The sequence below is a fragment of the Chamaesiphon sp. GL140_3_metabinner_50 genome (assembly GCF_025361915.1).
Taxonomy (GTDB): Bacteria; Cyanobacteriota; Cyanobacteriia; order Cyanobacteriales; family Chamaesiphonaceae; genus Chamaesiphon.
Genome location: NZ_JANYJC010000061.1, coordinates 1 through 23,758 on the forward strand (window position 1 = coordinate 1; position 23,758 = coordinate 23,758).

Here is a 23,758-nt window from a genome sequence, read left to right on the forward strand (position 1 = left end):
GCGCGCATCCGCTTTTGAAGGGGGATTTAGCGGCTCCCGCTCGCCTTTGTTCCCCGACGGTTTAGGGAGACAAGACAGCGGCGGTTTTATGTCTAGGGTTCCCCCCGTTGGCGGAGCCTCTCCGACAGGAGATCTAAAAAACCGACAAGACAGGGGGATCTCTAGGGTTTTCACTTCTAGCTAGAGATGTGTATACGGGGCAGAAGTTTAGGACATGGGCTGCTGTGAGAGCGACTTACAGCGCGGCGGAGCCTTTTTCTGGTGCGCGGAGTTCGTCGAGCGATAAGCGTGGGGTTTCGGTGTATACCGAGTCTAGTAATACATCGAGGATACCTGCCGATCGGGCACGATCGATCGCTTTGTGGCTAATTAATTCGCCGACATTGAGGATAACTTCATCATGACGATCGAGAATAACACGCGTTGTCGGACGACCTAAAGCACCCTTAATCCGCTTTTGTTCGAGTGCTTGCGAACTGCGTCCTTGGAGATCGTTGGCGGTTTCTCGGACTCGATCCCAGACATTCGCCGCACCTTCTTGGAGGCGATCTCCAGCCACCGATGTCGTGGTTTTCAATCGTTCGCCTGTGGTGGTGGCGAGGCTACTCGCTTGGGTTTGTGCTGCTGGTGCAGACAAACCGACAGCAGTTAATAATGCTGACTCTTGACGAGTCGCCTTCGCACGCTCGATCGCCCCAGGGGTGATAATTTGCCCTTGAGCGGCAATAATATAGCCCTCTGGCGTGTATACGGCGCGTTGGGCGCGTCGTCCCTGTGCTTGCTCGATCGTCAAACCAGCGACGGTATTATTCATCCGTTCGCCTAGTGGTGCGGTCAAATTCCCACCAGTGGCGCGATACAATCGATCGAGAATCCCCGATCTTTCGGCTGCATTCGCCATTTCTGGTGCGATCGTCTCACCAGATCTGACAAAGATCGTGCCATCGTTACCCGTCACTGTTTGCTGGGCTACCTTACCAATTACAAATTGTTTTTGAGCATCTCGATCGACGATCGCGTCGGTAACTTTGCTACTAGCTAAACGTCCGGCTGTTTGGAGTTTTTCACCCGCAATCTGAGTGGTAGATTGAAATTTTTCGCCCGCGACTTGAGCGGTTTCCTGGAATCTTTCACCCGCAATCTGAGCGGTTTCCTGGAATTTCTCGCCTGCAACTTGAGCGGTAGATTGAACTTTTTCGCTAGCAGTTTGGAATGCTGCTTTCAATCCGCCGACTTGCTCTTCCATTAAAGCGATCGTCTCTACTGGGACGAATGCGACATCTTTACCAATTTTGATAGCTTGGGTCGCAGGTACGAACGATCGACCAGAGTAAGCATCGGCAAATAAGCCACCTGATGTTTCATATCCTTCGATCGCGCCGCTAGTTTCATCAAAATATAAATCGATTAATTTGCCCAAATTGCGACCATCAGTGGTCATAATGCGGGTACCATTTAAAATGTTGTTGTTTTCTAAAATTTGATGAATATCGGCATAGCTTCGAGATGAGGCGATCGTATCTCTACTCGGAATGATGATGGCATCTACCCCGATCGCTTTGACTAGATATAACGGTAAAACTTTTGCACTGCTAAACCAGCCACTTTCACTAATTAATAGCCCTAATAACCGATTGTCATTTTGGTTGAAAATTAAATCGACAATATTAGCAACCTTCTGACCGGAATCGTATGTGATTATCGGTTTGCCAATGATATCTTTTCCCTTACGCATGAGCTGATTTTATGCTTATTTTTAGAGTTTACCGATCGAACTGAATTACTTGTTGTTAGCGACGCTCTGACTCAATACGATCGCGGGTTTCGGATATCTGGCACTCTGATGTTTGTGGTATCTCTACCGTAACCCGGTACGAGATCGATAACGCCTTCGTATTCTAATTCTGTCGCCACAGCAGCTACAACTAATAGAGCTAGGATCGTATATAAAGGAGTCTTAGAAGTTCGGCCAATTAGTCTGGGCATAGGTTTTAAATTATTGATGTAGATAACTGATTAGTTATATCCTAACAACTTATTTTCTAGCAATTAATCACTCGATCGATATAAAAATTAACTTGCTTCAATACCTAACTAGGTCTGTTTTAGTCATGGGCATTTATCTTAAAATTGAGATAGGAGGTAATCTTTAACTATAAAAAATACAAAAAACTTAGATGCAGTCAACACCTAAGTTTTACTCTAAAATTTACCAAGTACCTGTCAAGAGCAGTTATTTATACTATTTATTCAGTTCTCTCTTCACATTGTCTACTCCTTCACGAATTTTATCGCCAAGGTCTTGAGCTGTTTCTGCTACTTTGTCTTTAGCATCTTCAACCCCATCACGAACTTTTGCAGCAGCTTGTTTAGCTTTGCCTGCGGCTTCATCATCGGCACTACCAGTGACTTTACCTACAACTTCTTGACCTTTTCCTTCAACATTTTGAGCGGCTGCCTTGGCACGTTCTTCAATACTCATAATCTTTTTCCTTTGTTTAAACTATTATTAATATACGATCTTTTTCTAAGATATCTCTCTGCTAAAAGTTAGATCTCAACCGCAAGTTTTCGCTTGTCAACTCCTTCGATCGACATACTAGTTATCTATCGATCGATGGATGAGTTTTAGGTATTAGGCTTTAGGTATTAGTTGTTAGGCTTTAGGTATCGGGTATTAGGCTTTAGGCTTTAGGAGTAATTGCACTTCTTACTCCTTACTCCTTACTCCTTACTCCTTACTCCCATCTCCCCAGCAAATACCCCCGACTCCTGCTGTAGAAATCGTGGGTATATACTAGTGAAATTTATTGCTCGAACCACTTATCTTCTTTAAGTGCTTGTTTAGCTTGTTCGATCTGCTGCTGTTCTGGCAAATCGGGATCTTCAGATGAGTTGGCGATCCCTTCGGCTTTGGTAGTAAGGTCATTTTTCATGACTGCACTAGCCTCCGCTTGGGATCGAGCGATTTCTTCCGCACTGGGAAACATTTGCCGAGCTTCACTGGCGATCTCAGTGCGGAAATCGGCGCAAGCAGCCTCGATAGTTTGGCTTTTACCTGAACCCAATGGCAAGCCCAACAATTGCTGTGCTTCGGTTGCCATTTCGGCTTTCATTGTCGAGCAAGCCTCGGTCAAAGTTGGGTGCTTGCCCAACTTTGCGGTACCTGAGACAATCTGCTCGGCTTCAGTTGTCATGTGGGCTTTCATTTCCGAGCAAGCTTTTGTCAAAGTTTGCAAATGCCCAGTGTCGGAGCTTGTGAGATCGGGTTCGGAGCCATTGTCCGCGATCGTCTCTGGCATTGTCTTAGGAGTATTTACATCGTCCATAGTATGTGGTTCGGGTGTAAGATTTACACAACCAAAGTATTTACTATTTTACGAGCTATGGACGATCGGGCTATCTATTAAAGTGTATACAGGGATACTGTCGATCGGTAGATCGACGCACCCTATTTAGACTGTAACAGGCTCTTTGCTGCTAAGTTCGGGACGCGCACCGTTAGCCGTGAGAGCTTCGCCTTCGATGAACGATCGCAGCATCCACGCCATTTCTTCGTGCTGTTCCATGATTCCAGTCAAGAAGTCGGCGGTACCTTGATCGTGAAAATCATCGCCACAACCGTCGATATGCTCGCGGAGGTTGCGAATTATTTGCTCGTGATCTTCGACTAGTGCAGACACCATCCCGGTTGCCATCGGGATGTTTCCTGGCTGCTCGGCTAAAGATGCGTAATCTAAAAAGCCTTTCATGGTGCCGATCGGATAACCGCCAAGCGTGCGAATTCGCTCGGCGATCGCATCGATATTTGCGGAGATTGCCTCATATTGCTCGTCCCATAATTTGTGCAGGGAGATGAATTGAGGGCCGACTACATCCCAGTGGAATTTTTTAGTTTTGACTACTAGTAGATAAGAATCTGCTAAGTCATGGTTGAGCAGATCGATAACACCTGCACGTTGTTCGTCAGTTAAGCCAATATTGATACTACGCATGGTTTCTAAATCTCCAAAAATATTTACCTAAACAGTCGCGGATTGGTGGCGATGGCTCGACACACTTTCTCGACACACTTTATTTACCAAAGAAATTTTTAATGCTGTCGGTGACTTTTTCAGCAGCATTCTCAACTCGGCTATTGCTAGCATCGACAGCGACTTTTGTCTCAGTTAAGCCATCTTTGACTTTCATTTTGGCGGATGCCGATTTATCTTCGATCGCCGATTGGACTTTACCCATCGATTGTTTTGCAGAGCCTGTCATTTCTTCGGCTCTACCAGATACTTGTTTGGACATGCTATCCATACTTGTCGCAAATAAGGGCGATGCATTGGCAAGATCGACTCCTAAGAAAGCACTTTGCCAAACTAAGGCAAGCAGCGACACTGCGATCGCTACTTTGGTAAGCTGACGATAGCTTGCAGCAATTAACCGATCGATATTAAATTTCATGATTTTAGGCTGATTATTTTGAGTACCACTGTTTATTTATATCAGGAACTACTCAATTGATGAATCTCTCCTCTGAGTGATTTGTAATAGCGACTCTCTCAATGCAATATCTATCGATCGACAGAGCGACTGCTGAAAAGATTTACGTTGTATACATTTAAAATGTGGCAGACATCCGCAAGAAATTTATCATGTCCGCACAGTAAAAAACTTACGCTGCAACCAGAAGGACACATTAACCAGACCAATTAACACTGGGACTTCTACTAATGGGCCGACCACAGCGGCAAATGCGACCCCAGACTTAATCCCAAACACGGAAATTGCCACGGCGATCGCTAATTCAAAATTGTTGCCCGCCGAAGTAAACGCCACACTAGCGGCTCTAGCGTAATCTGTCTTAATCCGCCACGCCATATAGAAACTTACCAAAAACATCACGACAAAGTAAATAATCATCGGTACCGCAATTCGCACCACATCGAGAGGAATCTGGACGATGAGATTTCCTTTGAGGCTAAACATCACGACGATCGTTAGCAGCAGCGCAATTAAGGTAATCGGGCTAATTTTGGGAATAAAGATTTCGCGATACTACTGCTTGCCTTTAGCTTTGACCAAGAAAAACCGCGTCAAAAAGCCAGCTAAAAAGGGAATACCCAGATAAATCATCACACTCTGGGCTATCTCCGCAATACTAACATTTACGCCAGTACTTTTTAGCCCAAACATTGGCGGCAATACAGTCAAAAAGAACCAAGCATAAGGACTGTAAAAAATCACCTGAAAGATACTATTAAAAGCCACTAATCCGGCTGTATATTCGGTATTTTCCCGTGTGAGGTCGCTCCAGACAATTACCATCGCAATACACCGCGCTAACCCAATTAAAATCAACCCTACCATATATTCAGGATAATCGCGCAAGCACACGATCGCCAGCAAAAACATCAAAACTGGGCCGATAATCCAGTTCTGAATTAGCGAGATTGCCAAAACATTACCATTGCGAAAAACATCGCTGAGTTCTTCATAGCGTACCTTCGCGAGTGGTGGATACATCATCAAAATCAGCCCGATGGCGATCGGAATATTGGTAGCACCGACCTGAAATTGATTAATGACAGTATCGACGGCTGGATAGAAATAGCCGATGCCTGCGCCGATTGCCATTGCTAGAAAAATCCACAGCATCAGAAATCGATCTAAAAATGACAGTTTTTTTTGAGGTACCGATGTGGTAGAAGTCATAATAGAGTCTGTTTTGATTGAATTTCGAGGGCGCGAGCGGTGGCTTTGCGTTCGCTATATCAATCGGTCAATTGGCTCGATCGATTGCTGCTCCATTTGGTTCGAGATCTGGATAGGTATTATTGCGATCGCTTGACTTAAAATTGAGATCCACTAATCGAGCATCAGTTTAAGAATTACTATCTCCCGCAGCTAAAGAACGTAAAAAGACTGTCTGAGCGAGTTCTAACACTGCCTGTGAATTTGCAGTTGAGATCGAGACGATCGCATCTTTATCAGACGCACCATTCAAAATCAAGTAGGCAGCCAACATCGTCCCCGTTCGATGCAATCCACCCGTGCAATGAACGGCAGTCCCCACACCTTGGCGATCGTATCGAGCGACAAAATTGATTAATTCTGCGACTTGCGATCGACTGGGCGAACTAGCAATCTGGATCGGCAGCCACAAGTGAGGAATATTTTCCCGATCGTATAATTCCAAGTTGGATCGATCGTGCATTACTGAGACGATCGCCCCAATTCCCACTGTTTGTAGCTCTTTCAATTCGGCTGCTGTTGGCTTCCGCACTCCTGCTAGTTTGCCAGGAATTACCCACCATAAATTTTCGACAATTGGTTGTGTTGCTTGTTCCATTAGTTTAAGTCTCTAGCTAATTCTGAAGCTAATAAGCTGGTTTCTTTGGTAACAAATCAGAAATCTTAGAGTTAATTCTGGCTTTGCCTGCAAACACTGTTCCAGTCTTGCCTCGATTAAAATGAACGTAATTGATGTCTCTAACTGCATCTGGCAGCGGCACATATCCGACAGAATCAGCGATCGTCGCGACTTTGTTGATATATAGGGTTACAAACTTAGCTAGTAACTGTCTATTTGAACTAGAGCGCAGATTGACATAAATAAATAAGCGGCTTGCCATCAATAATAACTTTCCCATTCTCAGCCTCTACTTCTGGTGCCTAACGTCCGTGGACAGAATCGAACTTGAGTAAGTGCGCGGCTGCTTCAGCCCCACCTTTCACCTCGTTGATATGCACGAATTCTAATTCTGGCCAACCCCATGCCGCCCGCAAATCTAACCGTCCGATCCGTCCAAATCCATTGATGCCTACCCGAACTGTCATCTGTTTTCCCCCTTGAAGTTTTAAATTAAATTTTCAAATACTTATATTTACATCAGTCTATATTGAGAATTATCGATATTTTATCGACTCACATCGATATATGTCAATATAGAAATTATGAAATCTTTAAAAACGCCACCAATTTTTTGTTGTCCGCCTTTATTAGCTGGTTGTTTGACTGGCGCAGAAGCAGCTAGTGCAGCGACTTTGTTCCGAGTATTGGGCGAACCAGCGCGGCTCCAGTTGTTGAGTTTAATTGCCGCACAGCCGAGTGGAGAGGTTTGTGCTTGCGAATTGGTAGAATCGCTGGGACTGTCGCAGCCAACAGTCAGCCACCACCTCAAGGTGATGTATGAGGCAGGTTTATTAGAAAAAGAGCGTCGAGGCACTTGGATCTACTATCGAATCGTTCAAGCACAATTAGTATCCTTGCGAGAGGTGCTCGGTTAGTCTCGATTATTTAATCTTCGCGCTGACGCTGGCGCACGTATCCAGCGATGCCGCGCTGCGATTGTTTGATAAAGTCACAAATTTCGCCAACTAGCTCTGATTCAAATTCAGTTTCTAATTTAATTAAAGCTTCAGGAATTAATAAATTGGATTGATATAATATTTTAAAAGCACGTTTGAGCGTCAATCTTTCTTCAGATGTCAATCCGGCGCGTCGCAAACCGACTGTATTTAAACCCATGACTTTATTGAGCGTCGTACTGCGCGTCATGCAAAATGGCGGAATATCTTTTTGCGCCGCCGAACCGCCAGCCATCATTACTAATCTCCCGATGCTGACGAATTGATGCACCAAGCAATTACCGCTAATAAATGCCCGATCGCCGACTCGCACGTATCCCGCTAACAGTGCGCCATTAGCGATAATAATATCATTCCCTAGCACCACGTTATGGGCGAGGTGACTGTATGCCATTAACAGGCAATTATTACCCACTATCGTAGACGATCCGGCTTTAGTACCGCGATGAATGGTAACACCTTCTCTGAGGGTACAATTATCGCCAATTTTGACATAACTCGGCTCATCTTTAAAGGCGATATCTTGCGGAAAATCGCCTAAGACGACATTACTATGCAGATGACAATTTTTACCGATCGAGGTGTAAGGTAGCAGCGTAATATGAGCATCTAAAATACAATTATCCCCGATTTCTACATCGTGACGAATGTAGCAAAATGGCCCGATCGATACATTATCGCCAATTTTAGCTCCAGGTTCGATCGCGGCGGTGGGATGAATTTGCATACTGTAAACTTAGCGATCTGGGTCGATATTTTGTTGCATCTGCTTGGAAGCACGATAAGCATCGGTCATTCTGCCCAGGTTGATTTTAAATTCTGTCAAACCTAGCAGACTGCCTTTACTATTACTATCTTCTTCCCAACAAGCAGACAGAATACCATAAGTTAGCCCCAGTACACTCAATCCCAAACAAGCCATACTCGTCAACAAGACAACAGTATTGGAAACTTTAAACAGATGATTGATAATTACAAAGTAACTGCCAAGAAATATGCCCACCCCCATTAAAATGGGAATGCCACAAAATACCAACACCCGCCGAATCATCCGTTTGCTGACAACATCTGGAATGTAACCAGAACCCTGCTCCGCCATTGCTGGTGAAGGCTGTGGCGGGTTGACGATTGGCACTCCTTTTTTAGCTGCGGGTTTGCGCTGCTTGGTACTTTTACGCGGCTCAAACGGCACAGATGGGCGGGGCTTCTCAGCAGACATATGCAGGTTCCGATCTTGTTAAAGTTATGGCTGATGTTTGGTATTTGAGAGCGACTAGTTACTAGATATTTAGTCTTTGACGCGACGGATACCCAGGCTATCGGCTAAGGCTCGATCGCGTTGGACGCTTTCGCCTTGGATGAATGCTAGTAAACGTTTGCGTTGTCCGATCGTTTTCAACAAGCCTCGGCGCGAAGCACGTTGGCGTAGCCTCTCCGTCAGGAGAATCGCTCTTGTTGGTTTTGAGGTGTTCGCTCAGACGGTTGATTCTCTAAGCGAGCATCGCTACTTGAAGATCGGACTTAGCTATTTAGTCTTTGACGCGACGGATACCCAGGCTATCGGCTAAGGCTTGATAGCGTTGGACGCTTTCGCCTTGGATGAATGCGAGTAAACGTTTGCGTTGTCCGATCATTTTCAACAAGCCTCGGCGCGAAGCATGATCGCTCTTGTTGGTTTTGAGATGTTCGCTCAGGCGGTTGATTCTGTCAGTGAGCATGGCTACTTGAAGATCGGACGAACCTGTATCGGTAGCGTGCAACTGATACTTAGCCGCGATTTCTTGTTTGCGTTCTTGGGTTAGGGTCATGAAAACTGAAAATTATAATTAAATTTTGCAACTTACTATTTTACCATTTACAGTTCGATTTTGCTAGAGCGGCGAGCAGATCTCTAGAAATGAGCGCACCGTCAGTGATGACTGAGTTGGTAAATAAGCGACTATTCATTTGGGCGGTGCTGGCATTCATCGCTTCGTCGAAGGTAATCAGAATCTCCGATGGGGAGAGGATGACGCTGCTACCGGGTGGGGGATTTACGCCTAAAATCTGGGGTGGTAATCGGGGTTTGATGACATCGATCGATTTTAGTATCTAAAATTAATACTAAAATTCGTAAGAGTCCCTTGACAGCATATCGGCTGGGCAAAACTCCTCAACCAACAATCGATCGAGACGATCGATCGCATTAGCATCGACTTGGGTAAGCTAAAGTTACTGTTATGGTGGGATGAGAGTTATGACCGATCGAGAATTACTAGATTTAATCGCACGAGCGCGGGATGAGGAGTGGAAGGAGCTAAATCTTTCTTATAGACAAATATCAGTTATCCCCGATTCAGTTGGACAATTGAGTAATCTTAGAAGACTCGATCTGAGTGGTAATGATATTGAGGTTATTTCTGAATCAATAGCGAATCTTACTAATCTTCAAGTACTCGATTTTAGCTATAACCATATCAAAACTATTCCTTCCTTTATCGAGAAGAATATAAATATATCAGACTTTTATTTGAATGATAACCTAATCCTAAGAACTAAGCTTGGATTGTAAAATATCTACCGAATCAGGGTTCCGAAGAGTTTGGAGCAGAATATTCATGTCATAGACTACTTGCAAATCTATTTATCCTCTTTAAGTTCCTGCAACATTGCATCAAATTCATCGTCACTGAATTTGATACTTCCGGCATATTCAGATAATTTATTTTTATGTCCGATCGTCTCTAGATATCCATAGCAATCCTAAATGAGAACCTAAGATTTTAGTGAGATTTCTCCCTGTAGGTTGGGTTGAGAGCAACGCGAAACCCAACAACCCCAACTGTTAAAATCCGATGACGATGGGGGTGGTGGAGTTGGGGAGTTGGGATTTGAGAGTGTTTTGGATTAATTAACGATCCCAGTCCCCCCGTCCCCCACACTCCCCACACTCCCCACTCGCCGACTAAAATGGGAGATAGTAGGTCAAAACAAAAGAAAATATGTCAACATTGGCGGCGATCGGCGTTTTAGCAGTATTAATTTTTGTTCACGAACTGGGGCACTTTTTGGCAGCCAGATTGCAGGGCATTTATGCCAATAAATTTTCACTAGGCTTTGGGCCAGTATTATTAAAATATCAAGGCAAACAGACTGAATACGCCCTTCGCGCACTGCCTTTGGGTGGTTTTGTCGGTTTTCCCGATGACGATCCAGATAGTGATATTCCCGCAGACGATCCTAATTTACTCCGCAATCGTCCGCTGCTCGATCGGGCGATCGTGATTAGTGCGGGTGTAATTGCCAACTTAATTTTTGCTTATTTCTTGCTCGTCGTCCAGGTGAGCGTTGTCGGCTTCCAGCAAATTGATTATCATCCCGGCGTGGTGGTATCGGGGATTGCTGACAATCTGAGTAATGCGGCGGGTAAAGCGGGGATTCGATCGATGGATATCGTGCTGGCGGTAGATAACCAGGATCTGGGCAGTGCCAAACCAGCAATTGTGAAGCTGATGGCCGAAATTCAAACCCACGCGCAGCAACCATTAACTTTTAAAATTCAACGCGGTACCGAAACACTCGATCTGCAAGTTACGCCCGATGCCAATGCTGAAGGTAAAGGACAAATCGGGGTCAAACTCGCCCCTAATGCTGATATTATTATCGACCGATCGATAAGTCCGATCGATGCCCTCGTCAAAGGAGCTAATGAATTCGAGCGGGTGGTGGTACTGACTTTCCAAGGTTTATCGCAACTAGTCACCAACTTTGGCGAAACTGCCACTCAAATTGCTGGGCCGATCAAAATCGTGGAAATTGGTTCTAGTATTGCCTCGAATAATGCTGCTGGATTGCTGCAATTTGGCGCGCTGATTAGCATCAATTTAGCCGTAATGAACATTTTGCCATTACCAGCTTTAGATGGCGGTCAGTTGGCATTTTTGTTGTTTGAAGGATTGCTGGGCAAACCGTTACCAATGAAGTTCCAAGAAACTGTCATGCAAACGGGTTTATTTTTACTATTGGGATTGGGTGTATTTTTGGTGATTCGCGATACTGCCAACCTCTCTGGCGTTCAGCAGTTTTTCAAGTAGCCTCACAGCTTATGCCAATATGTATCTACGACTAGTGATGTGAGGGTAAATGTAAAAAGGTAAAGGATCGATAGTTTCTTTACCCCTTCTCTTGCGAGACGCTCCGCGAACGAGGAGCTTCAGGGCAACGCCTTTACCCCACTTCACTATGGATTTTGCTTCTAGTTCAAGATTTGAGTTACCAAATGTGAGAATGGGTCGCTAGCACCATACACTAATAACAAGTGGTGTAATCTCATCTAAACACATGGCAAAAATTAGTTCAGATCCAGTTGGTACCCTCAGTATTGGTAATGTAGTGACTACAGGCACTATCCTCTACAGATCCAACTTAAAACGTTATTTACAAGTATCCCTCCGGGCAACTGCTTGGGTAGTGGCGATTTTCGCATCTGCCGTCGGGTTACTGTTTATTGGTGGTGTATTGTTTGGCATCACTCAATCGTGGCTGGCGACGATTCCGCTGGGGCTTGTCTGGTTTGGATTAGCTCTATATCTATCGGCTAAATGTTCGACAGATCGGGCTGTAATTTGTCGGTTAGCATATCAAGAACTGATCGATGCTCCAGAAACCGTTGCTGTCGCCACTAGACAATTACTCCCGCGTACGTGGGCATTTTTGCGGCTATCGCTGTTATTGGGAATATATATGTTCCTAATCGCTATGGCTGGATATATTCTACTGATTCTGGCGATCGGTTTAATTGTGGGGGTACTGATTTATGTAGTAAAATTATCGACCGATAATGGTGTTGTTGTCTTTATTGTGGGTCTATTGGCGATCGGTTTAGCATTATTATTCATTGCACTTGTCATTCGCTTTTATGCTTCGTGGTTTGTAGCTGAATTACCTTTAGCTGTCGAGTCAACTAGATCTGCCAGCTTTAGTATCCGTCGCAGCAGACAGTTAAGTAATAATGTCATTCGGAAATTGGTATTAATTATCACGGTAGCTTTTTTAATTACATTACCACTGAGTACGATCGGGGCTATTCCGAGTTGGATCGGTCAATTTATGAGTGCTTCAACCACAGAGTCTACCAAAGTTGCTGGTGGATTTGTAACGATCGCGGGTTTCTTTGTTAGTATTGCGATCGAACTACTGGTAATGCCATTTTGGCAGACGATTAAAGCGATCGTCTATTTCGATCTTCGCAACCGTCAAGAAGGTAACGATCTAGTAATTTAGGCAATATTTTAGAGTCAAGTCGATTGCCAATTTGCATATATGAAATACTTAAATAAAGTCAAATCGCAAACGCCAGAAAGTGTCGAATTAGAATTTGTTTTAGCTGGAGTTGGCAATCGCACTCAAGCTTTAATTATCGATTACCTGATTTGGAGTTCGACACTTTTTCTATTGTTGGTAATCTGGGCAATTCTATTTTCCCAAATTACTTGGTTGCAATCCGACACCGCTCGTCCCTGGCTGATGGCAATCCAAATCTTGATTTTATTTGGAGTATATATCGGTTATTTTATTGTATTTGAAACCTTATGGCGCGGACAGACCCCAGGTAAAAAATATGTTAAAATTAGAGTAGTTAGAGACGATGGACGCAATGTTGGCATTCAGCAATCGATCTTACGATCGCTACTGCGCCCGATCGACGATATTTTATTTGTGGGGTTGTTATTAATTTTATTTACACCTCAAGAAAAACGTTTGGGTGACTGGGTGGCGGGGACAATTTCAATTCAAGAAGGGCAAGCCGTCGCCGAGCGAGAAATTAGTCTCTCACTCGAAGCATCAGATCTGGCAGCTAAACTCATCGAAACGGGCAGAATTGCTGCATTAACCCCCGATGAATTTGCCACGATTCGGAAGTATCTCTATCGTTACCCAGCTCTATCTCCATCTGCTAAAATGCAAGTTAGCGATCGATTAGCACAACAATTAATCTCTAAAATCGAGTTACCAGATCGACTCCCCACTCGCGACTCTCATCTAATTATTGAAGCGGTATTTCTTGCTTATCAGCAGCAATTTAGGGAATAGAAGATAGGCAATAGGGAATAGCTTGCGACTTACGCGACAGCCGTAGCGTAGCGTCTCCATAAGGAGAAGTGGGAATAGGGAATAGGAGGAGAAGCAAATGCAAACAATTGAATCGGATCTGGCGGCAGAAATTTATCAGGGACAATTTGGTACATTTACAATAACCGATCGCGATCGGCAAAGTGTGGTAGTTTATCGGATTGCGCTGATGGTAGCGGCGATAAGTTTGACGATCGGGACGATTGCGGTATTATCACAATGGGGTAATAGTGAAAGCAGTAATGCCAATGTATTAACTGCAATCACAATACTCTATATCATCTTCTCAGTCGCCCTCGGCATCGCTCTAGCAACAATTCATATTTACATGGCAGTTTTGCACAGAACATTACAAGTATTCTGGGCAATTGGGTGTATGAGTGCGATCGGATTTTCTTTATATTATCATCAGCCGATCGGCGAAATCATCTACGAACAGCCGTTAACTATTTTAGGTGTAGGTTTTACATTTGCCGCCTTAACTGGCATCTTTTTTAAAGAAGCTTTTTGTTTCAATCGTTTAGAAACAAAAGTACTGACATTTCTAGTTCCCGCATTATTATTAGGACATTTAATAAATATTCTACCGCAATCGATCGAAGCAATTTTATTAGCTAGCTGGGCGGTATTGTTTTCGATTTTTGCCATCCGCAAAGCCATCCAAGCTATCCCCCCCGATATTGGCGACAAATTAGTATTTGAATATCTGAAGGCTGGTGGATAGTGGATAGCTTGTACTGAGCGACAGCCGTAGCGTAGCGTCTCCATCAGGAGAAGCGTGAATAGTGGATAGTGAATAGTGAATAGAAATTGTAAATCTACTCCTTACTCCTTACTCCTTACTCCTTACTCCTTACTCCTTACTCTCCGATGTACAGTCCTATTATTACACCGCAACACGATTGGTCGATCGATATCGAACGAGTCAAACAGAGATTCGATCGTGAGTTTAAACAAGAAGCCTTTGAACTACCGCCAGAAGTAGAAGAAATGCCCATTTTTAGAGATTGGATTAGTCACAGTCTCGCCCCAAAAATCGCTTCACCATTTTGGGATTTGGCAGGATTTAAAAAGAACCATCGCTGCTTAGATATTGGCTGTGGAGTGAGCTTTTTGATCTACAATTGGCGAGAATGGGAGACATATTTTTACGGGCAAGAAATCAGTGTGGTGGCGAAAAGTGCCCTCAATTCGCGCGGATCGCAACTCAATTCTAAATTATTTAAAGGTGTCCAATCTGGTGCGGCTCATCAATTAAATTATGAAAACGATACATTCGAGCGGGCGATCGCAACTGGATTTAGTTGTTACTATCCTCCTGAGTATTGGAAACTAGTACTCCAAGAGGTCAAGAGAGTCTTAAAACCCGATGGAATCTTTATTTTTGATGCGATCGATCCCGATGCCGAATTAGCCGAGAACTGGGCAATTTTAGAGATGTATCTAGGTGCAGAAGTATTGCTATCGCCGCTGGCACAATTTACAGATCTAGTCAAAGAAGTTGGCGGTAAAATTACAGCCACTCAATCGGGACAGTTATTTCAAATGTATCGGGTTAGTTTTTAGCTTTTAGGTATTAGGTATTAGGTGTTAGAACTAGATTTTGAAATATTTGCTTTTGTCCAACAAATGACCAAGTGATGGAGGACAATAACTATCCACTATCCACTATCCACTATCCACTATTCACTAAAAGCTAACCTTCACATACAACCACTTCGCAATTAGCTGAGGGCAATTCTTAATAAACCATCTCCAGGCAAAGATTTTGGCGACTGGTTTCGACCTTTTGGCAATGAATTTTGCCAGCGAATTGAGCGGACGCAACCGCACTTTTTTATTAATCAAATTCACATAACCGATATCGTACAAACAATCGATAATTAATTTAATCGTTGCTTCCTCCCTCGCCATCATACTGGTTAGCAAAATCAAAATTTCTTGGACGCGCTCTGCTTCTAACTGCGCGCGCGCAGATGTTGTCGATAAGTTGGTGACTGGCTGACTGGGGACTGAAATGATTTTATTCACGATGGGATCTAGATATTGAAAAGGGGGATAAACCTAAGCAGCGACTCGTCCACTCGTCCCAAAAATTGCGATTCTCCAGGGGAGAGGCTGTGCCTGTCTTGTCGCGTTCTATGCCGGAGGGAACCTCCGGCTCACGCGCCGCTACGGCAGGCTACGCCAACGCCAACGCCAGATTTTGGTACGGTGGTAGTGTATAAACATAGTGTGCCACGATCGCTGCCTGCTAGAGCCAAAATAATAAATAATTTGGTAAGTTTAGTAAGCCAGAGGTTATCGATGGGAAAAATAAAGATTAGTTAGTGGCTCTATTCATCGTGGCAACAACTAATCACAGACATCAGTTCCGAAGATCCAACATGAAAGAGATAAAATCTAACCGTAAGTCCCCTACTTATTTTAGTCGAGGTGTGAAGATAATCGCCGATCGAGTTATGGCAGCATTATTATTGCTACTATTTTCGCCAATACTACTAGTTGTGGCGATTGTTTTACAGATCCGCATGGGTAGTCCGATTGTGTTTACTCAAGAGCGTCCTGGCAAAAATAGCGAGATTTTCACGGTATTTAAGTTCCGCACGATGACTAGCGACTGCGATGCTGCGGGTAATTTGCTTTCCGATGAAGCGCGATTGATTCCACTCGGTCAATTTTTACGTAAAGCTAGTCTAGACGAACTACCTCAACTGTGGAATGTCCTCATTGGCGATATGAGTTTTGTCGGCCCGCGCCCATTATTGGTAAGATATCTAGAACGCTACAGTCCCGACCAAGCTCGCCGTCATGATGTACCGCCAGGAATTACCGGATGGGCGCAGATCAATGGACGTAATGCCCTAACTTGGGATGAAAAATTTAAGCTAGATCTCTGGTATGTGGATAACTGGAGTTTGTGGCTAGATTTGAAGATTTTGCTGTTGACAGTAAAGAAGGTCTTCAAGCAAGAAGGAATCAGTCAAAATGCCAATGTGGTGGCAATGCCAGAATTTATGGGCAATGATAAATAGCTTCACTAGCCGATCGTCCGTGACGGATCTGCGATAAGATCGCGACACATCCGTTAAAACGGACTGAAAGATCGAGGCAAAACCCAACCTAAAACTATCTACAAGATGTCGATCGCTTTAAAATCGATCGACATCAACTAAAATATAACACTCGAATAAATTAACGTAATTATAATAGGTTGTCTGCGATCGTTTATTCTAACCGCTTAAACTCTTGAGATAGAGCATCTTCTTCGGTGGTATAAATAATATCTCGATCGGTAATTAGATGTTGCTTTGCAAACTGTTTAGCATAGTCTAACTTCTCTTGAATCATATCGTTTTGCTGTAATATTTTTACCTGCTGATGGCGAAACTGATTGCGGTTACGGACTTGTCGATCTTGCGCTTTGACCCAAAAATAACGACAGGAAGGGATAACAACTAGCCCCACCCCATATAGAGCCAAAATTAACATTGCAATCCCGATCGAAGTACTAGCTATACCCTGGAGCATGAGAGCTAAGACACCTATCCCAACTAGATTAGCAGCAAATAGCGCGATCGCCCAATTAGTTTGAGTGGGTGTGGCTTTACTAAATTTCCACTTCCGTTCTCGTAAAGATTGGGGGACTCGCTTAAATTGTTCGGGAGCATCTTTAATCGTAGTTTGCAGATCGGGAAAATGATATACTAATTGTCCGGTCGGACTGACTTCAGGAATACCATTAAACTTAGTTAAAACTGGTAACATGTAGTTTTCATATTCTCGGTCGTACCCTTGCCCTACATCATCTAAGTATGGAGCAATTTGTTCGCCGATCGCCACCCCTTGTTGACGATGAATTAGATTGCCAATATAACTCCACCGCCGCTGTTCGAGATCGGCGTTAGGATTGCCATCGCCAAATAATACCGAAAATACCGCTTCTAAGAAATTGAGCGGCTTGCGCTGCGTTTTCGATCGAATTGGTGCGAGATTTCCATTATTAAAGGTCGTCATTGTCGAGCTACCAGCACTAGAGCTACTGCTACCCCAGTCACCCATTGCCAAAACGCAATTACCCCCACCATCGCCAAAGTCGCCACAGTCCCCGCCACTATCGCTCCCAAATAGTGCGGCGAGGGTAATTGCCAAAATTGTCAGATAGACGGCACTAATCGAGGTAATTAATAAAATGCCAAATGAGATCTTAATCAGGTAAAATCCGATCGACCAGATTTTTGTCAGCAAAGCTTTAGCCCGCAATTTAACCGACTTACGCAATAAAACTTGCCTAAAATCTGGAGCCAAGACATAAATTACTTCTCCAGTATCGGTGACTTGCAAATGTCCCCCAGTTTGATTCGCCAAAGCCAGCAATCCCGAACGTGCTGCTTCGAGGTGAATACCACTATGGGTGACAACATCCGCACAAGTGACTCGATATCCGAGTTGTTCGACTGCTGTCATGAGTTGAGGATTGGCATTCATATATACGTTCCTAAATATCTCCACCGACAAACTGTTGCGGCTCGATGCAATCGTGCGATATTTGAGCCGATTAAATTACCGCTCCCTAACTAAATTTTAGCCAACTTTCAGGGGATAGGGGATAGGGGACAGGGGATAGTGAATAGTGGATAGTGAACAATTAGCTTACTCCTTACTCCTTACTCCGGTCAGTGAGCGATAGCCGTTGGCGTAGCCTGCCGTAGGCACACTGTACTCCTTACTCCTTACTCCTTACTCCTCCCCAGCCAAGTGCCAACAATGCACTACCATAAGCCGCTTCCTGATGCTTGGAGATAGATATGGGTACGGGTAGATATCGCTGCCGAATTTTCGTCCAGGTAGAATTTTTCGCGCCGCCGCCTGCGGTGTAAATAGCCGTTAGGGGTGTGGCTCCCAATTCGGCTAAAAGTTGATAGCCGCGTGCTTCAATTTTAGCAATTCCTTCGAGTAAACCCTGCAAAAAATCGACCGATCGATCTGGTCTCGGAGTCAGTCGCGGTGGTAAATTAGGATCGTTAATCGGGAACCGATCGCCAGGAGTTAATAAGGGATAATAATCGAGCATACTAGGCACATTCGGATCGATCTCCTGGCTAAGGCTGACTAACTCACCATCGCTGAAAAAATGTCTCAACACTGCACCGCCAGTATTTGACGCACCACCTACCAACCACAAATCGCCCAAACGGTGGCTGTAAATTCCATAGCGAGGTTCGTCAACCCGCGTGTGAGAGAGCAGCTTGATTACCAGTGTCGAACCCAACGATGTCACGGCGACACCTGGTGCATCTACTTCACTAGCCAGAAACGCCGCAATACTATCGGTAGTCCCCGCACACACCATACACTCAGCCGCAAAACCCAATTCTTGAGCGACTTGGGGTAATATCATCCCCATCGGTGTACCTGGTTTGAGTACTTGCGGCAATAATGGACGATAAGGGTGTCGTTCGAGCCAATCGGGGTAACATAAGGATTGGACATCGTAGCCGAGTTTCAGGGCATTGTGATAGTCGCTGATGCCCAGTTTGCCGTGGAGATGATAAGCCAGCCAATCGGCTTGATGGAGAAAATAATATTTCTGACTGGAATTTAAATCTGGAAAATTAGGTTGAGTTGCCAACCAGCATAACTTAGCAAAACTAGAAGTAGCACTAATTACGGGATGTCCGACTGGCGCGATCGACTTTACCCGATCTAATATTACTTTGGCGCGATCGTCATGATATAAAATTGGGGTGCCGATTAATTGCCCCCGATCGTTGCATAATAGTACCGTTGAAGATGTCCCATCGATCGCGATACTCGTTACCTGCGATCTAATTTCTCCGGGGATGGCTCGAATCAGGCTAAACAAAGTTTCCTGCCAAGCTGCCCCCAATGGCTCTCTTCCCCACCATAACACGTTACGATCGGTGTCGATCGCGACTAATCTGGCTCCAGATGTGCCAAAATCTATGCCGAGAGTAACTGTCATATTTTTATTTTGTAGCCAGAGTTACATGTTTGGCTGGTCTAACAATGATACAAAATGTCAAGTTGGTGCAGCCAAAAAATTGTATAGAGACACACATTCAGGAGTAACCGAAATTGAAAAAGATTGTAGCAATCATTCGTCCTTTCAAATTAGATGAAGTAAAAATCGCCCTCGTTAATGCAGGCGTAGTGGGGATGACGGTATCGGAAGTGAGGGGATTTGGCAGACAAAAAGGACAAACCGAGCGTTATCGCGGCTCGGAATACACGGTAGAATTTCTCCAAAAACTGAAAGTCGAAGTCGTCATCGAAGATTCTCAAGTTGACATGGTAGTAGACAAAATTATTGCTGCTGCCAGAACTGGTGAAATCGGCGATGGCAAAATCTTCGTCAGTCCCGTCGAACAAGTGGTGCGGATTCGGACTGGTGAGAAAAACGTTGAAGCTGTTTGATCTATTTAACCAAAGTTGCGAGTCTATGGGTTTTTAGTGGGATAGGTTTTAGGTTTTAGCTGTTAGGTTTTAGGTTTTATCCCATCGCTAATACCCAATACCTAATACCCAAATCTTTAACATTGGTTATAACTAGCAACTTGCGTTATCTAGATAATTCAGATTTAATTGAGCGATTTATTTAAAGTCAGCCGAGGTTTCATCCTTGGCTTTTTAATTGCAATTTATCTTTTGCTAATCATACCAAATCCGTAGTGAAAAGCCTCTTAACCTCAGCAGCCCTCACCCCCAGCCCTCTTTCCAAGGGAAGAGGGGAGCCAGGAGCCGCAGGATATGGCAGGGTGAGGGCGACAGGATTGTATTAGTAATAAAGAGTCTGTATGAATTGGATTTGGTATTAGATCCATTCTCACCAGCAGACGATCGAGCTGCTAGCCGATCGTGCCCAATCCTAATTTCCGAATATACTAGAGAGTATCGAGATTTAGCTACCGCCGCAATCTAACCTCGTGCCACCGCCTGAGAAGTTAAAAAGCTATGACCACCTCTGCTATCACTACCGAACAGCTCCAAGAGATATTTCCATTTCCACTTGACGGATTTCAACTTCAGGCGGTAGCCGCACTCAACGCGGGAAAGTCAGTCGTAGTTTGCGCCCCGACGGGTTCTGGTAAAACATTAATTGGTGAATATGCCATTCATCGCGCGTTGAGACAGGGACGCAGAGTATTTTACACCACCCCCCTCAAAGCTTTATCAAATCAAAAATATCGCGACTTTAGAGCCGAATTTGGCGAAGAGAATGTCGGATTGCTCACGGGCGATATCTCCATCAATCGGGACGCACTAGTCGTCGTCATGACTACTGAAATCTTCCGCAACATGCTTTATGGTACCCGCATCGGCGAAGTCGGTACCTCCATGATGGGTGTCGAAGCAGTGGTACTAGACGAGTGCCACTATATGAACGACAAACAGCGGGGTACCGTCTGGGAAGAATCGATTATTTACTGTCCCCCGCACATTCAGCTCGTCGCCCTTTCTGCTACCGTTGCCAATAGCAAACAATTAACCGACTGGATTAATGCCGTTCACGGTAGTACCGAACTAATTTATTCCGACTTCCGTCCCGTCCCCTTAGAGTTTCATTTCGTCAACCCCAAAGGGATCTTGCCATTATTAGACCCTAATACAGCCAAACTCAATCCCAAACTCAAAACCCATCGTCCCACTGGCAGCCGCAAAAGTGAAGATGTCCCCAGTATCGGCTTTGTAGTCAGCAAGCTTGCCGAGCGGGAAATGTTGCCTGCGATTTATTTTATCTTCAGTCGGCGCGGTTGCGATAAAGCTGTCGCCGAAGTCTCCACTCTGCCACTGATTTCCAAAACTGAAGCCGCTCAGTTAAAAATTAGGATCGATGAATTTTTAGAGAAAAACCCCGAAGCCGCCCGCGCGGGACAAGTCGAACCGCTCTATAAAGGCATCGCCGCTCACCATGCCGGAATTTTACCCGCCTGGAAAGTGCTAGTTGAAGAATTATTCACACAGGGCTTAATCAAAGTCGTCTTCGCTACCGAAACCCTCGCAGCGGGGATTAATATGCCCGCCCGAACGACAGTAATTTCCAGCTTATCCAAACGCACAGACCAGGGACATCGCCTCCTGACCGCCTCCGAATTTCTGCAAATGTCGGGACGTGCCGGACGGCGCGGGAAGGACGTGGTGGGCTATGTAGTCGCCACTCAGACCAGATTTGAAGGCGCGAAGGAAGCCAGCGACTTTGCCACATCGTCACCAGATCCGCTAGTGAGTCAATTTACCCCCACTTATGGGATGGTACTAAACCTACTCCAAACCCATACCCTAGAGGAAGCCAGAGAACTAGTCGAACGCAGTTTTGGACACTTTACCAAAACCCTCCATCTACTGCCCCAACAGCAAGGCATCGGCGATATTAAGCAAGAATTAGTCACTCTTCAAGAAAGCCTGGGTAAAATCGATGCTAACGTATTAGCCGACTACGAAACCTGTCATTCTCAACTCAAACTCGACCAAAATCAGCTTAAAAATCTCCAACTCTATACCGAACAACTCCAAGCCGCCCAAGTTGGCAAACAATTACCCACAGCCTTCCCCGGCACGATCCTCAGTCTCAAAGGCAAACACGTCGCCGTCGCAACACCTTTACCCGCCGTCCTCGTCACCAAAATCGCAGGTTCGGGCTACAAACCCGCCCTCGTCTGTTTGGGACAAGATAACAAATGGTACGTCGTCAACCATCAAGATGTCGTCGCCGTTCACAAACATTGGTCGGAATATGGCGGCAAACAGCGCGTCCCTCAAGTAGTTTCCCTACTTCCACCTGCGGATATGCCCCTCAAACCCGGACAAGTCCGCAAGGGGATGAGCCTAACCGCCGAAATCGCTCAAAGCATCCCCGCAGTAGAGCCGCCAGCTACAGCCGAATTAACCGCCCAAGTCAAAACCGTCGCCGAACTGAAAACCAAACTCGAAAACCATCCCGTCTGGGAATGGGGCAACCCCGCCACCTTAATCAAACGCTATCGCCGCCAAGCCGTATTAGAAGAAGAAATTAAAGATCTCCAAACCACACTCCAAAACCAACTCGATCGACATTGGCAAGAATTTCTTAATTTAATCGAAGTACTCCGCCAAGTCAATGGCTTGCAAGGTGTATTGCCCACCCGGATTGGCGAAGCCGCCGCCGCCATTCGTGGCGATAACGAGCTGTGGATTGCCCTCGCGCTGATGTCTGGCTATCTAGATGGTTTAGATCCGCACCATTTAGCCGCCGTAATCTGTGCCCTGGTATCGGAAACCCCCCGCTCCGATAGTTGGACTAACTACGAGCCAGCAGATGAGGTTGTAATGACGCTGAGTGCCCTACGCGGCTCCCGCCGCCAACTATTCCAAATCCAACGCCGCTATCAGGTAGCTCTCCCCGTCTGGATGGAATACGAGCTAGTCGGCATCGTCGAAAAGTGGGCGTTAGAGCTATCTTGGACGGAGTTGTGTAGCAATACCAATCTCGATGAGGGCGATATCGTCCGGATGTTGCGCCGGACGGTAGATCTATTGTCGCAGATTCCTTATGTACCTCATGCTAGCGATTCTTTGCAAGCCAATGCCCGTCGGGCGATTCAATTAATCGATCGATTCCCAATTAACGAATCGATCTCGTAACAATTAATTGGTGAGATTGTCTACATTCAAACCAGCTCGATCCGATCGAAACATCCTCGATAACTTTTAACAATGAACGTTATTCTTGATATCCCAGAAGATCTTCAGACGCACATTACGGCTCAGATTCAGGCAGGTATCTACTCAAGTGCAGTAGAATACTTTTTAGAATTAGGGCAACAGGATCGCCAGCGGCAAAGCGATCGAAACAAGATCGCACAGTTGCTTCAAGAAAGTCTAGATTCAGATAGCGAAGCAGTCAACCCTGAATATTGGGGGAGGTTACGCGCTTCGATATTCGATGGAGAAAATAGCCATCAATGAGTCATAAGTTAATCATTCGCAACCGGGCAACTCAAGATCTCAGGCAACAAGCAAACTATATTCTTAGCAATGGTAATGTTGCTGCGGCAGAGCATTTTCTCGAACTAGCTGAAGCCACTTTTTCTCAAATTTTAATAGCTCCCAGAATTGGTAAGTCTGTGAACTTTGTATTCGATATCATGGGAGAAGTGCGTCAATGGCGCATTAAAAACTTTAAAGATTATTTAGTATTTTATCGCGTGCAAGACGATCGAGTTGAGATTTTGCGAGTTTTACATGGGGCAAGAGATTTAGAAGGTATTTTATCAACTTTAGACGAAGA

General features: G+C 44.9%; 26 protein-coding genes and 3 pseudogenes. 13 read left to right on the forward strand and 16 right to left on the reverse strand.

What is annotated here, in order from left to right; all coding sequences use genetic code 11:
* Positions 1-235: 235 nt before the first annotated feature.
* From Q0R35_RS02990 to Q0R35_RS03040, 10 genes and pseudogenes are all read right to left on the reverse strand, one after another.
* A complete protein-coding gene (locus Q0R35_RS02990) occupies positions 236-1,735 on the reverse strand; it encodes a PRC-barrel domain-containing protein (RefSeq protein ID WP_295614327.1) in 1,500 nt (499 codons plus the stop codon).
* 71 nt (positions 1,736-1,806) lie between these two features.
* Positions 1,807-1,986: a hypothetical protein gene (locus tag Q0R35_RS02995; RefSeq protein ID WP_295614329.1), complete on the reverse strand. Its 180-nt coding sequence runs from the start codon at positions 1,984-1,986 to the stop codon at positions 1,807-1,809.
* A 325-nt stretch (positions 1,987-2,311) separates the two neighbouring features.
* Positions 2,312-2,482: pseudogene (locus Q0R35_RS03000) on the reverse strand (CsbD family protein); the annotation flags it as partial.
* A 325-nt stretch (positions 2,483-2,807) separates the two neighbouring features.
* Entirely contained in the window at positions 2,808-3,329 is a 522-nt protein-coding gene (locus Q0R35_RS03005) for a hypothetical protein (RefSeq protein ID WP_295614333.1), read from the reverse strand.
* Between the two features lie 126 nt (positions 3,330-3,455).
* Positions 3,456-3,995: a Dps family protein gene (locus tag Q0R35_RS03010; protein ID WP_295614335.1), complete on the reverse strand. Its 540-nt coding sequence runs from the start codon at positions 3,993-3,995 to the stop codon at positions 3,456-3,458.
* A gap of 79 nt (positions 3,996-4,074) precedes the next feature.
* Complete coding sequence (locus tag Q0R35_RS03015) at positions 4,075-4,452, reverse strand: hypothetical protein (protein WP_295614337.1); 378 nt, start codon at positions 4,450-4,452, stop codon at positions 4,075-4,077.
* A gap of 189 nt (positions 4,453-4,641) precedes the next feature.
* Positions 4,642-5,703: pseudogene (gene arsB, locus Q0R35_RS19475) on the reverse strand (ACR3 family arsenite efflux transporter).
* A gap of 169 nt (positions 5,704-5,872) precedes the next feature.
* A complete protein-coding gene (locus Q0R35_RS03030) occupies positions 5,873-6,340 on the reverse strand; it encodes a dual specificity protein phosphatase family protein (protein WP_295614343.1) in 468 nt (155 codons plus the stop codon).
* Between the two features lie 28 nt (positions 6,341-6,368).
* Positions 6,369-6,641 (reverse strand): hypothetical protein, encoded by a 273-nt coding sequence (locus Q0R35_RS03035; protein ID WP_295614345.1) that lies wholly within the window; start codon positions 6,639-6,641, stop codon positions 6,369-6,371.
* Positions 6,604-6,828 (reverse strand): annotated as a pseudogene (locus tag Q0R35_RS03040) (glyceraldehyde 3-phosphate dehydrogenase NAD-binding domain-containing protein); the annotation flags it as partial. The pseudogene Q0R35_RS03040 and the gene Q0R35_RS03035, both read right to left, overlap by 38 nt.
* A 117-nt stretch (positions 6,829-6,945) precedes the next feature.
* On the opposite strand from Q0R35_RS03040, the gene Q0R35_RS03045 reads away from it, so the two are divergent.
* Entirely contained in the window at positions 6,946-7,278 is a 333-nt protein-coding gene (locus Q0R35_RS03045) for a metalloregulator ArsR/SmtB family transcription factor (RefSeq protein WP_295614347.1), read from the forward strand.
* Between the two features lie 10 nt (positions 7,279-7,288).
* On the opposite strand, the gene lpxA is transcribed toward Q0R35_RS03045, so the two are convergent.
* The 3 genes from lpxA to rpsO all read right to left on the reverse strand — a co-directional run bounded on the left by lpxA (position 7,289) and on the right by rpsO (position 9,167).
* Positions 7,289-8,086 (reverse strand): acyl-ACP--UDP-N-acetylglucosamine O-acyltransferase, encoded by a 798-nt coding sequence (gene lpxA, locus Q0R35_RS03050; protein ID WP_295614349.1) that lies wholly within the window; start codon positions 8,084-8,086, stop codon positions 7,289-7,291.
* Positions 8,087-8,095: 9 nt separating this feature from the next.
* Positions 8,096-8,578, reverse strand: a complete 483-nt coding sequence (locus Q0R35_RS03055; RefSeq protein WP_295614351.1) for a PAM68 family protein — start codon at positions 8,576-8,578, stop codon at positions 8,096-8,098.
* Between the two features lie 310 nt (positions 8,579-8,888).
* A complete protein-coding gene (rpsO, locus tag Q0R35_RS03060; RefSeq protein WP_295614353.1) occupies positions 8,889-9,167 on the reverse strand; it encodes a 30S ribosomal protein S15 in 279 nt (92 codons plus the stop codon).
* A gap of 89 nt (positions 9,168-9,256) precedes the next feature.
* Between rpsO and Q0R35_RS03065 the strand changes: the two genes are divergently transcribed.
* The 7 genes from Q0R35_RS03065 (at position 9,257) to Q0R35_RS03090 (ending at position 15,036) form a co-directional block, all read left to right on the forward strand.
* Entirely contained in the window at positions 9,257-9,454 is a 198-nt protein-coding gene (locus Q0R35_RS03065; RefSeq protein WP_295614355.1) for a hypothetical protein, read from the forward strand.
* 141 nt (positions 9,455-9,595) lie between these two features.
* Positions 9,596-9,910 carry a leucine-rich repeat domain-containing protein gene (locus tag Q0R35_RS19480; RefSeq protein WP_366944811.1) on the forward strand — a complete coding sequence of 105 codons (315 nt, stop codon included), beginning with the start codon at positions 9,596-9,598 and terminating at the stop codon, positions 9,908-9,910.
* 430 nt (positions 9,911-10,340) lie between these two features.
* A complete protein-coding gene (rseP, locus tag Q0R35_RS03070) occupies positions 10,341-11,432 on the forward strand; it encodes an RIP metalloprotease RseP (protein WP_295614357.1) in 1,092 nt (363 codons plus the stop codon).
* Positions 11,433-11,679: 247 nt separating this feature from the next.
* Positions 11,680-12,621: a hypothetical protein gene (locus tag Q0R35_RS03075; RefSeq protein WP_295614359.1), complete on the forward strand. Its 942-nt coding sequence runs from the start codon at positions 11,680-11,682 to the stop codon at positions 12,619-12,621.
* Positions 12,622-12,660: 39 nt separating this feature from the next.
* A complete protein-coding gene (locus tag Q0R35_RS03080; RefSeq protein WP_295614361.1) occupies positions 12,661-13,431 on the forward strand; it encodes an RDD family protein in 771 nt (256 codons plus the stop codon).
* A gap of 97 nt (positions 13,432-13,528) precedes the next feature.
* Positions 13,529-14,194, forward strand: a complete 666-nt coding sequence (locus Q0R35_RS03085; RefSeq protein WP_295614363.1) for a DUF2301 domain-containing membrane protein — start codon at positions 13,529-13,531, stop codon at positions 14,192-14,194.
* 146 nt (positions 14,195-14,340) lie between these two features.
* Positions 14,341-15,036, forward strand: coding sequence for a methyltransferase domain-containing protein (locus Q0R35_RS03090; protein WP_295614365.1), 696 nt, complete (start codon positions 14,341-14,343; stop codon positions 15,034-15,036).
* 123 nt (positions 15,037-15,159) lie between these two features.
* Here Q0R35_RS03090 and Q0R35_RS03095 read toward each other — a convergent pair whose 3' ends face one another.
* The gene (locus Q0R35_RS03095) at positions 15,160-15,501 is read right to left on the reverse strand and encodes a hypothetical protein (RefSeq protein WP_295614367.1); all 342 of its coding nucleotides are present in this window, start codon (positions 15,499-15,501) and stop codon (positions 15,160-15,162) included.
* A gap of 356 nt (positions 15,502-15,857) precedes the next feature.
* On the opposite strand from Q0R35_RS03095, the gene Q0R35_RS03100 reads away from it, so the two are divergent.
* Positions 15,858-16,505, forward strand: a complete 648-nt coding sequence (locus Q0R35_RS03100) for a sugar transferase (protein WP_295614368.1) — start codon at positions 15,858-15,860, stop codon at positions 16,503-16,505.
* Between the two features lie 193 nt (positions 16,506-16,698).
* Here Q0R35_RS03100 and Q0R35_RS03105 read toward each other — a convergent pair whose 3' ends face one another.
* A complete protein-coding gene (locus Q0R35_RS03105) occupies positions 16,699-17,958 on the reverse strand; it encodes a hypothetical protein (RefSeq protein ID WP_295614371.1) in 1,260 nt (419 codons plus the stop codon).
* A 238-nt stretch (positions 17,959-18,196) separates the two neighbouring features.
* The gene (locus Q0R35_RS03110; RefSeq protein ID WP_295614373.1) at positions 18,197-19,456 is read right to left on the reverse strand and encodes an FGGY-family carbohydrate kinase; all 1,260 of its coding nucleotides are present in this window, start codon (positions 19,454-19,456) and stop codon (positions 18,197-18,199) included.
* Between the two features lie 113 nt (positions 19,457-19,569).
* On the opposite strand from Q0R35_RS03110, the gene Q0R35_RS03115 reads away from it, so the two are divergent.
* The 4 genes from Q0R35_RS03115 to Q0R35_RS03130 all read left to right on the forward strand — a co-directional run.
* Complete coding sequence (locus tag Q0R35_RS03115; RefSeq protein ID WP_295614375.1) at positions 19,570-19,908, forward strand: P-II family nitrogen regulator; 339 nt, start codon at positions 19,570-19,572, stop codon at positions 19,906-19,908.
* Positions 19,909-20,445: 537 nt separating this feature from the next.
* Entirely contained in the window at positions 20,446-23,112 is a 2,667-nt protein-coding gene (locus Q0R35_RS03120) for a DEAD/DEAH box helicase (protein WP_295614377.1), read from the forward strand.
* A 72-nt stretch (positions 23,113-23,184) separates the two neighbouring features.
* On the forward strand, positions 23,185-23,436 hold the full coding sequence (locus tag Q0R35_RS03125; protein ID WP_295614379.1) for a hypothetical protein: 252 nt from the start codon (positions 23,185-23,187) through the stop codon (positions 23,434-23,436).
* Positions 23,433-23,758: type II toxin-antitoxin system RelE/ParE family toxin (locus Q0R35_RS03130; RefSeq protein ID WP_295614381.1), on the forward strand; the 326-nt coding region annotated here is incomplete at its 3' end. The genes Q0R35_RS03125 and Q0R35_RS03130, both read left to right, overlap by 4 nt.

Excerpts from the sequence above, each read along its gene's own strand:
- Q0R35_RS02990 (WP_295614327.1), bottom strand. The coding sequence starts at position 1,735 with ATGCGTAAGGGAAAAGATATCATTGGCAAACCGATAATCACATACGAT.
- Q0R35_RS02995 (WP_295614329.1), bottom strand. The coding sequence starts at position 1,986 with ATGCCCAGACTAATTGGCCGAACTTCTAAGACTCCTTTATATACGATC.
- Q0R35_RS03005 (WP_295614333.1), bottom strand. The coding sequence starts at position 3,329 with ATGGACGATGTAAATACTCCTAAGACAATGCCAGAGACGATCGCGGAC.
- Q0R35_RS03010 (WP_295614335.1), bottom strand. The coding sequence starts at position 3,995 with ATGCGTAGTATCAATATTGGCTTAACTGACGAACAACGTGCAGGTGTT.
- Q0R35_RS03015 (WP_295614337.1), bottom strand. The coding sequence starts at position 4,452 with ATGAAATTTAATATCGATCGGTTAATTGCTGCAAGCTATCGTCAGCTT.
- Q0R35_RS03030 (WP_295614343.1), bottom strand. The coding sequence starts at position 6,340 with ATGGAACAAGCAACACAACCAATTGTCGAAAATTTATGGTGGGTAATT.
- Q0R35_RS03035 (WP_295614345.1), bottom strand. The coding sequence starts at position 6,641 with ATGGGAAAGTTATTATTGATGGCAAGCCGCTTATTTATTTATGTCAAT.
- Q0R35_RS03045 (WP_295614347.1), top strand. The coding sequence starts at position 6,946 with ATGAAATCTTTAAAAACGCCACCAATTTTTTGTTGTCCGCCTTTATTA.
- lpxA (WP_295614349.1), bottom strand. The coding sequence starts at position 8,086 with ATGCAAATTCATCCCACCGCCGCGATCGAACCTGGAGCTAAAATTGGC.
- Q0R35_RS03055 (WP_295614351.1), bottom strand. The coding sequence starts at position 8,578 with ATGTCTGCTGAGAAGCCCCGCCCATCTGTGCCGTTTGAGCCGCGTAAA.
- rpsO (WP_295614353.1), bottom strand. The coding sequence starts at position 9,167 with ATGACCCTAACCCAAGAACGCAAACAAGAAATCGCGGCTAAGTATCAG.
- Q0R35_RS03065 (WP_295614355.1), top strand. The coding sequence starts at position 9,257 with ATGAGCGCACCGTCAGTGATGACTGAGTTGGTAAATAAGCGACTATTC.
- Q0R35_RS19480 (WP_366944811.1), top strand. The coding sequence starts at position 9,596 with ATGACCGATCGAGAATTACTAGATTTAATCGCACGAGCGCGGGATGAG.
- rseP (WP_295614357.1), top strand. The coding sequence starts at position 10,341 with ATGTCAACATTGGCGGCGATCGGCGTTTTAGCAGTATTAATTTTTGTT.
- Q0R35_RS03075 (WP_295614359.1), top strand. The coding sequence starts at position 11,680 with ATGGCAAAAATTAGTTCAGATCCAGTTGGTACCCTCAGTATTGGTAAT.
- Q0R35_RS03080 (WP_295614361.1), top strand. The coding sequence starts at position 12,661 with ATGAAATACTTAAATAAAGTCAAATCGCAAACGCCAGAAAGTGTCGAA.
- Q0R35_RS03085 (WP_295614363.1), top strand. The coding sequence starts at position 13,529 with ATGCAAACAATTGAATCGGATCTGGCGGCAGAAATTTATCAGGGACAA.
- Q0R35_RS03090 (WP_295614365.1), top strand. The coding sequence starts at position 14,341 with ATGTACAGTCCTATTATTACACCGCAACACGATTGGTCGATCGATATC.
- Q0R35_RS03100 (WP_295614368.1), top strand. The coding sequence starts at position 15,858 with ATGAAAGAGATAAAATCTAACCGTAAGTCCCCTACTTATTTTAGTCGA.
- Q0R35_RS03105 (WP_295614371.1), bottom strand. The coding sequence starts at position 17,958 with ATGAATGCCAATCCTCAACTCATGACAGCAGTCGAACAACTCGGATAT.
- Q0R35_RS03110 (WP_295614373.1), bottom strand. The coding sequence starts at position 19,456 with ATGACAGTTACTCTCGGCATAGATTTTGGCACATCTGGAGCCAGATTA.
- Q0R35_RS03120 (WP_295614377.1), top strand. The coding sequence starts at position 20,446 with ATGACCACCTCTGCTATCACTACCGAACAGCTCCAAGAGATATTTCCA.
- Q0R35_RS03125 (WP_295614379.1), top strand. The coding sequence starts at position 23,185 with ATGAACGTTATTCTTGATATCCCAGAAGATCTTCAGACGCACATTACG.